Here is a 10,996-nt window from a genome sequence, read left to right as displayed (position 1 = left end):
CCCATCCCGAACAGGACCGTGAAACACCTCAGCGCCGATGATAGTGCGGATTGCCCGTGTGAAAGTAGGACATCGTCAGGCTATTAATCCCCAAAACCCCTCGCAGTAACATGCGGGGGGTTTTGCTATTTTTGGGTCCGCTCTAACAGTGCGCTCATTAAAGCGTAGCCGCGAATTTGCCGTAGTCAGATGGCTGGCGATGAATTGATGCGGACTGAATGCCGCCACGGAACTGGTGGAGCGACGAGATCCAAGGCGCAGACGCTTTCATCCCAGTCTTGCCAACTGCACTCTCGACATTCCAGGCCATCGAGACTGGCGCGACCGAGACATACAGTAGTACTTTGGGCCGGCACTACTTGGCGGTGCGGGGTAGGGGGTGGGGCTAGGTGCTTCATGCGCCGCAGCTTCGGCGTGAGTGCGCCAATGTGCTAGCCCCACAAAAGTGGGATGCATTGACCGGCTCAGTGGCCGCCTTGACCTGCAACTCACCCTCATGCGTGTACAGGCTGGTGTGCTGGCCCGAGACCAGCACGCTGGTGTGGGCTGCCGTCTCGTGCTGATCCCCTTGGCTCACCCGCGTGGTGTGCTGGCCGCTGACCGACACCACATCCCCGGCGCTGGTGTGGGCCAGGCTGGAGGGCGAGTCCAGCAGCAGGTAAGGGCGATCAGGCCGCGGCACCGGGTCTTCGAGCTTCCTGCCGCTCTTGGGTTGCAGGGCCTCCTGACCATTCACATGGCTGGGGTGCTTGCCTTTCTTCTTGGGGTCCGTGTCCTCAATCCAGCTGTCCACGGCCTTCTTGGGCTCGTGCGTCTTCAAGGCCTGTGCGCCACTGGGCGTGCTGGCCTGGGTCAGCCGTTGGGCCAGATCGGTGGCGGCCTTGACCTGGGCAAGTGCTTCAGGCGCATCCATCTGCGTGCCCTGGGCGCTGCCGTAAGAGCCCGCGCGCGCCTGCGTCGTCAGGGTCAGGCCCTTGGGCGCGCGCAAGCTGCCCCAATCCTGAGTGCCCAGCTCCGCCCCCATGCCCCGCCAGGCGCCGCGCGTGCTGCTCAAGAGGTTGTGCGCAATGCCTTCTGAACCGCCCCGGTTTTCGCGGAGGCCAGTTGCTTTGAGTCAGACGATGATCGCGGCCTGACCAGCGCGCTGTCGATGGTAGTTGGCCTCGAACTCTGCCGGCGGCAGGTAACCGAGGGGCTCCATCAGGCGCTGATGATTGAACCAAGCGACCCATTCCAGCGTCGCCAACTCCACCGCCTGCTTCGTCTTCCAGGGTCCGCGCCGGCGGATCACCTCGGCCTTGTAGAGCCCGTTGATCGTCTCGGCCAGCGCGTTGTCGTAGCTGTCGCCTTTGCTGCCCACCGAGGGCTCGATGCCCGCCTCGGCCAAGCGCCCGCTGTAGCGGATCGACAGGTACTGCGAGCCCCTGTCGGAGTGATGCACCAGACCGTCCTCCTCAGTTGGCCGGCGTGCGTACAGCGCCTGCTCCAGCGCGTCGAGCACGAACTCGGTGTGCATCGAACTGCTCTGGCGCCAGCCGACGATGCGGCGGCTGAACACGTCGATGACGAAGGCGACATACACCCAGCCCTGCCAGGTCGAGACATAGGTGAAGTCCGAGACCCAGAGCTGGTTGGGCCGCTCGGCGCGGAACTGCCGGTTGACGCGATCCAGCGGGCATGGTGCCTTGGAGTCGGGCACGGTGGTGCGCTGCTGCTTGCCGCGCCGCACGCCCCGCAAGCCCAGCTCGCGCATCAAGCGTTCGACAGTACAGCGCGCCACTGCCACGTCCTCACGTCGCAGTTGATGCCAGACCTTGTCGGCTCCGTAGACCCGAAAGTTCTGCTGCCAGACGCGATGCACCTGCGGCGCAAGCACGGCGTCTCGCTGGCTGCGCAACGAGCGCAGGGCGGGGTTGCGCTGGCGCGCTGCGTGGCGCCGGTAAGCAGACGGGGCGATCTGCAGGGTGCGACAAATCGACTCGACCCCGAATTGCTGGCGATGGTGGTCGACGAAGGACTTCAGGACTTGATGCGGCGGTCGAGCTCCGCCTGGGCGAAAAACGCGCTGGCCAACTTCAAGATCTCATTGGCCTTGCGCAGTTCGCGGTTCTCGCGCTCCAAGTCCTTGATGCGCTGGGCCTCGGCAGTGGTCATGCCCTCGCGCTGGCCGCTATCGCGCTCGTCCTGCTTGACCCAGTTGTCCAGGGTCTGCGCGGTGCAGCCGACCTTGCCGGCGATGGACTCAATGCAGGCCCACTTCGACGGGTACTCGCCACGGTGCTCACGCGCCATACGTACGGCGCGCTCGCGCAACTCGGGGGGGGACTTCGGTGACTTCCTCATGATGGCTCCATGTTCTCAAACGAAGGAGCCTCCTCAAAATCCGGGGCGGTTCATTCGCCCAGGATCAACTCACTCTGACCGTGGCTGGACGCCAAGCGCGTGCGCAGTTGCCCCGGCGTGTCGTCCACCAGCCAGTGGTTGTGACCGGCACCGTCCAGCGTCTGGCTGCGCACGCCGCTGATCACCCCAGGGTGGTTGGCCCCCGAGCCCTCGCCCGCGCTCCAGGGCGGCAGGTGCGCGGCGTTGTAGTGCTGCCCGGTGATGACGGGGCGGTCGATGTCCCCCTCGATGAAGCCCACCGCCACCTCGGTGCCGATGCGCGGCCTGAACAACTGGCCCCAGTTCGCGCCGGCTTGCGGCTGGGCAACGCGCACCCCTGAGCGCGTCAAGCCTGGCGCGCATCGCCATTCGCCGCCACTTATCAATAGGCAGGCGCGCAGCGGCGCTGACTGAAGCACTGGCTGCAGGCCGGCGTAGCCGGCCTCAAGACGATCCTCAGGGCTGCTGGTTCTCGTCCCACTGCCAGATGGTGACGCCGTAGTCGCCGCCCAGGATAGGCATTAAGTCGCCGGCCTGGAAATGGCGGCGGCTGCCCACCTGGGCAGGGGAGAGCCAGTAGCCGGATTGAGGGCAAGCTTGGCCAGATTCACAGCGTAGGCCTGCTCCGCTTAGGGCGGGGCTAGAGCCCGAGGGGACGAGCCGGTCAAGCACCTTGTGCTCGCGAGCCCAGTCCGCTAGGTCCTTGGGGTAGACGATGTGGTCGCGGAACCCGCTGTCGTCGATGCCATACAGCACGCAAATCGCGGCAGCCTCGAAGGCCCAGTAGCCCTCGTAGTTGGAATACTCGTCGGTAACAACCAAGTGGCCGTTGTGCCAAGGCACGCCCTCAAAGGCCTTGTACCAGCCTTCCAAGTATTTCTTGACAAAGGCAGAAGCCTCCTGAGGGCTCTCGGCACTGAAGATCGCGTCAAGCAGCGGGTCATAGGGCTGCTCGTGGAAAAACTCCGTGACTTCGGTGTCGGGGTCGGGGACGATCTTCTCGATCAGGGCCTCATAGAGCATGTCCGAGTGGCGGGCCGACTGCATCAGCTTGGCGGCTTCGCGAACCGCCTCGAACTCGCCGAGCAGGATCCCCACGCTGATGAAGTCCATGACGATCTGGAAGTGAAACAAGTCCTCAAAAGGGACAGGGGTCATATCCAGCCGCAAGTCTTCGCCGCGCTTGGCGGCAAGGTGCTTCGTGCATTCCAGGTCGGCGGAATGCCAGTCGCGGAACCACTGCATCGATTCCAAAAAGAGTAGTCGCAGCGAATCGATTGGCTCACCTGCCGTGTAGTGCAGGCGAAGGAGCTTCAGGCGCTCTTTGAAAACGCCACCTTCAGTGCTCGGATCGATTCGAAGTGCTTCGCGATCAGACGTCTTGGATAAAAGCAGCGTGTCAATGCAGACATTGATATCGGCGCGGTTGAGAGTGAAGTATTTGCTTGTCAAGTACTTCTGCCGACACCTTGCCCTGAACTCGGATTCGGGCAGTGAATCTGAAGGTGGCATTTACAGCTTTCTGGACTTCGATGGCTTGTTGCCTGCCTGAGCAGCGGCAGTGGAGGAGGACTTGGATTGATGTGCGACTCGCCTTGCGTCGTCTACTTCGTCGATCTCAGATGCCCCCCAGACCTTTGTGGTTCCATGGACTTCATGTGGATGCATTTCAGCCTGGGGTTTGCGCAGCATTGCCTCCGGCATTGCTTGGGCGTGATCCAGGGCGCCAGCAGATTCGAATGTGACCAATACTGTTCGGCGCTCACATTGGTCAGCGATGAGCTTGTTTCGTGCAGCACTGGGCAAGCCTTCGCGTTTGGCTCGATCCCTAACCCAAGAGCGCCCCATCTGCATCAAGGGCATCTGCGTTCCCCGCTTGTCCGAACTGTCCGACAGCAAGTAATGCAGCATGCGCTGGTCATTGCTCACACCCGTGATCTTGGGGATCTTGCCGGTGCGCTCGCGGGTGGGCTCGTGTTCCAGCGCGCGCTCGATGGCCGCAGCGCCGGCGGACTGCTTGTCACCCTTGAAGAAGGCCTCGTCAAGCCGGTCCGAGGGGTCGGGGTCCCAGGGCCGTTGGTCCTCACCCAGCTCCACCTTGTAGCGGCCCTTGGGCACACCCGAGAGCAGTGCGTAGCCACTGGCATCGAGCTTGCCCTGGCGCACCGTGCCGTCCTCGAAGGTCACTTTGTAGGCGGCGCCTTGAACCGGGGTCAGATCGTCGTAGTCGTAGTTCAGCTCAATCTCTGTGGGCGGTTCATCGGTCTTGCCTTGCGGCAGCGCCGGCAACACGGCCGGCCCCGACCCACCGCCCTTGAAGTCATGAATCGCACTCTTGATCAGAAAAGTGCCCGGGGTGAAGAAGTCAATATCCCCACCGCGCAGCACCAGCGTCGAGTCGCCCGCCACGATCTCAATCTTGTCCTTGGCCTGGATGCGGATGCTGTCGTTGACCGAGAGGATCTGCACCGACTGGTCGGCCAGGATCTCCAGGGTGTCCGAGTGGGCATGCAAGGAGACCGGCCCGGCTGTCGCCTTGACCTGCAACTCCCCCTCGTGCGTGTAAAGGCTCGTGTGCTGGCCCGAGACCTGCACGCCGGTGTGGGCTGCCGTCTCGTGCTGATCCCCTTGGCTCACCCGTGTGGTGTGCTGGCCGCTCACCGACACCACATCCCCGGCGCTGGTGTGGGCCAGACTGGAGGGCGAGTCCAGCAGTAGGTAAGGGCGGTCGGGCCGCGGCACCGGGTCTTCCAGCTTCCTGCCGCTCCTGGGCTGCAGGGCCTCCTGACCAATCACATGGCTCGGGTGCTTGTCCTTCTGCACTTGTAGCGTTGCCGCCCATCCGCATGGCCATTGCTCACCACGTAAAGCCCCTGGCAGTGCGGGCACTCGGGGTGTTGGCTGCGCCAGCGCAGCAAGGCGGCCTCCAAGGCATCTACAGCGGCCACAGCATCCAAGCACTGGCGAAGCTGCAAGAGCTGTTCAGCGCTCAGGCGGCCCAGGCAAGCCAGCCAGGAAGTCCATTCGTCTTCGCGCATCGACGGCTCCAGCGCCCCCACCGAGGGGCTTTGCCCCAAGCATCCACGCCGACTGGCTCACCAGGTGCGCCATCATCGGCTAACGCGAACAGCGCCAAATGAAATGCATGGGTAGTCCAGCTGCCAAAACCGAAGCGCGAGGCGCGAGTTCGGCTCGCCGACCTAGTCTTCCGCGCCCCTGCGCTGAAGGGGGTCCGGGAACATGGGCATGCGTTTGGGCGGCTTTGGAGCAGGCCAGCCATTGCGGGCCGCCCACAGCTTGATGTTGGCGATGCGGCCTGGCGCATCGCCTCCGGGGCAGTCCAGCAAGCAGTACCAATGGCCCATATGCAGGCCGATCACTGGCTTGTTGTCACCGAAACGGGCCCAGCCGACGAACTCCTTGATGTAGGTGTCGGAAGGCGGCGCCTTGGGGCGATAGCTGGTGACATCGATATAAGGCCGCGAAGCGCTCTTGAGCTGGTGGGCCCACTCGCGGCAGCCAAAAGAAGGGCGCTGGTCGTCGTGCCGGTACATGGGCCCGTAGAGATAGTCGCGGTCGTTTGAGTTCAGACCATCGGGCCGCTCGGAGAAGCCGCACAGGGTGGGCGCCCAGTTGTCGCTGTCCTCGAATCCGTGAAACCACTTGCCGAGTCTGTCGAATGGGTCGTAGGGGTCGTCGCCAGACGACAGGGCCACGGTCAGCAGGTGGTTGAAGCGAAGGCGCAGCGGCTTGCTGTAACTGTGGGGCGTGCGAACCCAGCCCTCTTCGTCGAACTCGATCAGGTGAATGACTAGGTCGTAGCGCGGGTTGCCGTCGGTGCGGATGCGATGCCGGGGTTCAAAGTACCGGGGCCACGAAAAACCTCCGGAACGGTGGTCGCGGCCATCTTCGTGCCACTCGTTTGCTACCTCGCGGGCCACTTCGGCGCCCATCCCATCATGGAAGAACACGATGTAGCGATACCCTAGAGGCCGGTCGATCCAGGGGGGATTGGGGCGGCGCTTAGGTGCTTCCGCGTCATCTGCACGCGCGGGCATGGTACTGCAGAGTGCCAGCAGCGCGAGCAGTGCCAAGAGCATGCGTAGGCGACTCATCGGATCTTCGGTTCGTGAACCGTGATGTGCAGGTGATGAGAGTGCAGTTTTTCGTTGTCATCGAGTTGCTTGTTGTGAGTCGGCGGGGCCTTGTCTTGGGTGTTGACGTCCATGTACCAGGGATCGAAGAGCTGCTCGACGCACATGCACTTCAACAGAGCTCCTCGGAAAGCAGTGACCCTGGCGGGTTCGCGCGCTGACTTCTCGTCTGCCCAGGCGTCTTCAGCTGCTCTACGCTTCTTGCTTGCGCTATTCGCAGCTTTTTCGGCCTTTTCCTTCGCTGTTGTGGCCTGGTTCGCAGCCTCCTGCTTGGCCTCAACCGCCGCCGCTGCGGCTGCTTTCTGCGCGTCCGTCTTGGCTGCCGCCTGTTTGGCCTGTGCCGCCTTGAGGGCGGCACAGGCCTCCTTCTCTGCCTTGGCGGCGGCAGCGCTGGCGTCCTTCGCCGTTTCGTGTTCGTCTCTGGTCTCCAGGAACGCTTCGTACAACTTCCGCTCTTCTGCCGATACGTTGTCGTCGTCGTTCTTGTTATGCATCTTCGGGTTGGCCAACTCCTGTCGATTCATCCGAACGTCATCGACAAAGTTGACATCCAGGCCCAAACCGGCACGGTGGGCGATCGAGCCTTCCATGGGGCGCCAGTTCGATGTGACGTTGAGGCGGCTGACCTGAGCCGTCAAGGCGCTGTTGAACATGGAGGCAAAGCCGGCCGGGTGAACGCGCGGTAGGCCGTCTCGGAGCAGGTCGAAGTCGGTGATGTTGTTTAGGGGGTTGTTGGCGTCCTCAAAGACCACAGAAATCTTCATGTCTGGCTTGTCGCCCTTGGCCGGGACGATCAAGTTCAAGCTCTTGTCCTTCAGTCCTGCATAGATCTTCTTGACCGCCGCAAGCACTTCCGGTCCGGTATCGCTGGGTACCAGCGCCGCCACCTCGGCTTCTGTGTACTTGTGCGAGACCTTCATCCAGATGTCGCCGGTCAGCGGAGCGTCGTACTCGTCGATCTCGGGCCTCTTGCTTGTGGCCTTGTCTGTGCCACCTTCTTTGGCCTTGAGCACGGGTGTGTCCGCATCGGCGTGCTTACCCTTCTTCTCCCTGATGGTGACCCGCACATCCCGGGCTGTCGGCGTCACGGCGTAGACCGGATGCTGGCGGTAGTCCGGGTGGGCGTCGCTGTTGAGGTACAGACTGACCTTGTCACCGCATTGGACGACCACCTCAACTTTGCCGCCGCCGCCAGATAACTGTGCCGGCTTGTTTGAGTACCGTGGATCAACGACGCCGTTGACTGCGACGGCATAGGGCATTTCCAGGCTGGCTTTGCTGGGGGTGTGGAGCACATAGGTCACCTTTCTCGGGACCTTGATCTTGCAGTCAGTGACGCCGTGCAGCTTCTCTGGCTTCGTTGTGTCGGCGAGCGCTGGTTTGCTGGCGCTCGCCGGCGCGGTCACATGGGGCTGGGTCATGGTGGTTCTCAGCAGTCGGCGATCGAGCGTGAATCGGGTGTGTCTGCTGCAATTGACAGAGGGCCCCAGTAAAGCTTGAGACCGACGGCGTCCTTCGTCTTGACCCGGCGAGTCAGCCCGTCCTGGTCGGTTATGCCGGTGATCACCCTGCCAGTTGCAAGCTCAATCCGGTAGGGCAGACCGACGACAGGCTCTCCGCTGACCTCGTCCAATGCCCGGTACCGCTCGTAGTGTCGTAGCGGGTGCACAGGTGCCTGGCTGCCGAGATCCGGCATTGCGCGCTTGCGCTGGATGGATTTGCCGCCGCCGGATGCGTTCCGGCCAGTCCTTCTGCCTTCAAGGACCGATTGCGCGCTGCCGCGCGGCAGGTGCGGCAACCGCGCCGGCCCACTTCCCCCGCCCTTGAAATCATGAATCGCGCTCTTGATCAGGAAGGTGCCCGGGGTGAAGAAGTCAATGTCCCCACCGCGCAGTACCAGCGTCGAGTCGCCGGCCACGATCTCAATCTTGTCCTTGGCCTGGATGCGGATGCTGTCGTTGACCGAGAGGATCTGCACCGACTGGTCGGCCAGGATCTCCAGGGTGTCCGAGTGGGCATGCAAGGAGACCGGCCCGGCTGCCGCCTTGACCTGCAACTCCCCCTCGTGCGTGTAAAGGCTCGTGTGCCGACCCGAGACCTGCACGCCGGTGTGGGCTGCCGTCTCGTGCTGATCCCCTTGGCTCACCCGCGTGGTGTGCTGGCCGCTGACCGATACCACATCCCCGGCGCTGGTGTGGGCCAGGCTGGAGGGTGAGTCCAGTAGCAGGTAAGGGCGGTCGGGCCCCGGCACCGGGTCTTCCAGCTTCCTGCCGCTCCTGGGCTGCAGCGCCTCCTGCCCATTCACATGGCTCGGATGCTTGCCGCGCTGCTTCGGATCCGTGTCTTCGATCCAAGTGTCCACGGCCTTCTTGGGCTCGTGCGTCTTCAAGGCCTGTGCGCCACCGGGCGTGCTGGCTGCCGTGAGTCGCTGGGCCAGGTCGGTGGCGGCCTTGACCTGGGCAAGTGCTTCAGGCGCATCCATCTGCGTGCCCTGGGCGCTGCCGTAAGAGCCCGCGCGCGCCTGCGTCGTCAGGGCCAGGCCCTTGGGCGCGCGCAAGCTGCCCCAGCCCTGCGTGCCCAGCTCCGCTCCCATGCCGCGCCAGGCGCCGCGCGTGCTGCTCAAGGGGTTGTGCGCAATGCCCTCGCCCAGGATCAACTCACTCTGACCGTGGCTGGACGCCAAGCGCGTGCGCAGTTGCCCCGGCGTGTCATCCACCAGCCAGTGGTTGTGACCGGCACCGTCCAGCGTCTGGCTGCGCACGCCGCTGATCACCCCAGGGTGGTTGGCCCCTGAACCCTCGCCCGCGCTCCAGGGTGGCAGGTGCGCGGCGTTGTAGTGCTGACCGGTGATGACGGGGCGATCGATGTCGCCTTCGATGAAGCCCACCGCTACCTCGGTGCCGATGCGTGGCGTGAACACCTGACCCCAGTTGGCACCGGCTTGCGGCTGGGCCACACGCACCCAGGTGCCGCTGCTCAGCTCTCCCGGGGCGTTGCCACGCGCATCTACGGCGCTGCGGTGCGCCAGCCCGCCCAGATTGGGCCGCTGGCCGCGCTGCCAAGGGAACTGGATCTTGACGCGCAGATCGCGATCGGGCGAGAGGGCCTCGCCATCCACGCCCACCACCAGCGCCACCTGGCTGCCCGGCGCGGTGGGCTTGCGCGGCAGGGGCGGCGTGAGCGCGGCGGCGGCCGGCACGGCTTCGAGCGTGCACAGCGTGCTGCCGGATTCGAGCGCGGGCGCCTGCAGCAGCCGGGCCATCTCGGCGCCCAGGTTGTTGCGCACCGTGAGCCCCACCTGCGTCAGCGTGAAGCGGGCATCCGACCTCTTTTGGCTGGCCAGCAGTGCGCCGGCGTAATCCAGCGCCGTCGTGTTCGCCCCGAAATGCGGGTGATCGAAGAGCTCGAACTGCGCACCCGCCAGCAGATGGCGCAGGCCGCCCTGGCCCTGGTAGCGCTTCAAGCCCAGCTCGAGCGCCAGCAGCTGCTGGTCGGCGCGGGTCTGGGCCTGTCCGCCGTCCTGGAAGCGATAGGCGCCGGAGCCGACGTACTGCTCCAGCTGCGGCACCTCACCGGTGTTCAGGCTGGAGGCCGCATGGGCGGATGTGCCGGCCAGCGGCTTGTAGTCCCAGCTGGCTTCGGTGACGGCCAGGGCTTGAAAGGAGCGTTCCGCCTGGAACTGATGCAGGGTGTCCTGCGCGCCATTGGCCACCACGTGCTGGGCCGCGAAGCGCACGCGCCCCAGATCCGTGCGCTTGGAGCCAGCGTCGTGGATCACCAGGCAGTGGCGTGCATGGCCTTTGGCATCGGCCGCGGCGGCCGCGTCTCCCTGCAACTGCTCCAAGTGCCAGGACAGGCCTTCCAGGCCGAGCAGCCGGGTGATGAAGGCCGCATCGCTCTCCTGGTACTGGGTGCAGCGGCTGTGGGTCTGCAGGGGCTGTGAAGCTTCCCAGCGCCAGTTGGCCATTGCATGGTCGGCCAGCACCGCCTCGATGATCTGGCGCGTGTCCAGGTCCTGGAAGATGAAGCTGTCTTGCCGTCGTGCCAGAAAGGCCCCAAAGCTGCGCAGGGAAAGGCGGTAGCGCGCCAGACCACCATTGCCACCCAGCTGCGCGGCCTGAGCCACATAGCCGTGGATGGCACGGTACTCGCCGCTGGGCTGCAGCAGGCGCACGGTGATCTGCTCGCCGATCAGGCGCTTCAACTCGAAGTGCGCGTGGGTCGAGAGGCAGTCCAGCTCGTAGCCGAAGCCATCGAGCAGCGGCGCGTTGACGCGGTCCACGCCGTGCAGGCTCTCGGGAATGAGCGCGAGCTCGGGCAGGGCGGTGCGCACCTGCAGCAGGCGGTGGTGGTCCTTGAGCAGGGCGAGGAAGTCGATGCGGGAGACCAGGCTGGAAGCCAGAGTGCTCAGATCCATTTGGAGGATCCCTACAGGAGTTCGGTCACGCGGGGTGCGAGGT

General features: G+C 64.4%; 9 protein-coding genes and 1 other annotated feature. All 9 genes read right to left on the bottom strand.

What is annotated here, in order from left to right:
• Positions 1-394: 394 nt before the first annotated feature.
• Positions 395-1,054: a type VI secretion system Vgr family protein gene (locus I7X39_RS18505; RefSeq protein ID WP_198112652.1), complete on the bottom strand. Its 660-nt coding sequence runs from the start codon at positions 1,052-1,054 to the stop codon at positions 395-397.
• A gap of 60 nt (positions 1,055-1,114) precedes the next feature.
• Positions 1,115-2,343, bottom strand: a protein-coding gene (locus tag I7X39_RS18500; RefSeq protein ID WP_375140804.1) for an IS3 family transposase whose coding sequence is annotated in 2 segments (ribosomal slippage) — positions 1,115-2,052 and positions 2,052-2,343 — 1,230 coding nt in all. Because the reading frame shifts where the segments join, the coding sequence is not laid out codon by codon here.
• Positions 1,949-2,065 (bottom strand) — a sequence feature (AL1L pseudoknot). (Overlaps the previous gene by 117 nt.)
• 50 nt (positions 2,344-2,393) lie before the next feature.
• Positions 2,394-2,717: a phage baseplate assembly protein V gene (locus I7X39_RS18495; protein WP_310739944.1), complete on the bottom strand. Its 324-nt coding sequence runs from the start codon at positions 2,715-2,717 to the stop codon at positions 2,394-2,396.
• Positions 2,718-2,838: 121 nt separating this feature from the next.
• Positions 2,839-3,834, bottom strand: coding sequence for a PoNe immunity protein domain-containing protein (locus I7X39_RS18490; protein ID WP_198112650.1), 996 nt, complete (start codon positions 3,832-3,834; stop codon positions 2,839-2,841).
• A gap of 60 nt (positions 3,835-3,894) precedes the next feature.
• Positions 3,895-5,205: a DUF2345 domain-containing protein gene (locus I7X39_RS18485; RefSeq protein ID WP_198112649.1), complete on the bottom strand. Its 1,311-nt coding sequence runs from the start codon at positions 5,203-5,205 to the stop codon at positions 3,895-3,897.
• Positions 5,175-5,420, bottom strand: coding sequence for a transposase-like zinc-binding domain-containing protein (locus tag I7X39_RS23865; RefSeq protein WP_445666936.1), 246 nt, complete (start codon positions 5,418-5,420; stop codon positions 5,175-5,177). The genes I7X39_RS18485 and I7X39_RS23865 overlap by 31 nt, the downstream gene beginning before the upstream one ends.
• 162 nt (positions 5,421-5,582) lie before the next feature.
• Entirely contained in the window at positions 5,583-6,482 is a 900-nt protein-coding gene (locus I7X39_RS18480; RefSeq protein WP_198112648.1) for a hypothetical protein, read from the bottom strand.
• An 11-nt stretch (positions 6,483-6,493) separates the two neighbouring features.
• Positions 6,494-7,957 carry a hypothetical protein gene (locus I7X39_RS18475; RefSeq protein WP_198112647.1) on the bottom strand — a complete coding sequence of 488 codons (1,464 nt, stop codon included), beginning with the start codon at positions 7,955-7,957 and terminating at the stop codon, positions 6,494-6,496.
• An 8-nt stretch (positions 7,958-7,965) separates the two neighbouring features.
• The gene (locus I7X39_RS18470; protein ID WP_198112646.1) at positions 7,966-10,953 is read right to left on the bottom strand and encodes a type VI secretion system Vgr family protein; all 2,988 of its coding nucleotides are present in this window, start codon (positions 10,951-10,953) and stop codon (positions 7,966-7,968) included.
• Positions 10,954-10,996 lie beyond the last annotated feature (43 nt).

It is taken from the genome of Inhella proteolytica, from assembly GCF_016093275.1.
Classification (GTDB): domain Bacteria; phylum Pseudomonadota; class Gammaproteobacteria; order Burkholderiales; family Burkholderiaceae_C; genus Inhella; species Inhella proteolytica.
Note: the sequence above shows the minus strand (reverse complement) of the source record. Positions and strands in the feature narration are given on the sequence as shown.

Bases quoted from the DNA above. Each gene is read 5' to 3' on its own strand.
- I7X39_RS23865 (WP_445666936.1), bottom strand. From the start codon at position 5,420: ATGCGCGAAGACGAATGGACTTCCTGGCTGGCTTGCCTGGGCCGCCTG.
- I7X39_RS18480 (WP_198112648.1), bottom strand. From the start codon at position 6,482: ATGCTCTTGGCACTGCTCGCGCTGCTGGCACTCTGCAGTACCATGCCC.
- I7X39_RS18475 (WP_198112647.1), bottom strand. From the start codon at position 7,957: ATGACCCAGCCCCATGTGACCGCGCCGGCGAGCGCCAGCAAACCAGCG.
- I7X39_RS18470 (WP_198112646.1), bottom strand. From the start codon at position 10,953: ATGGATCTGAGCACTCTGGCTTCCAGCCTGGTCTCCCGCATCGACTTC.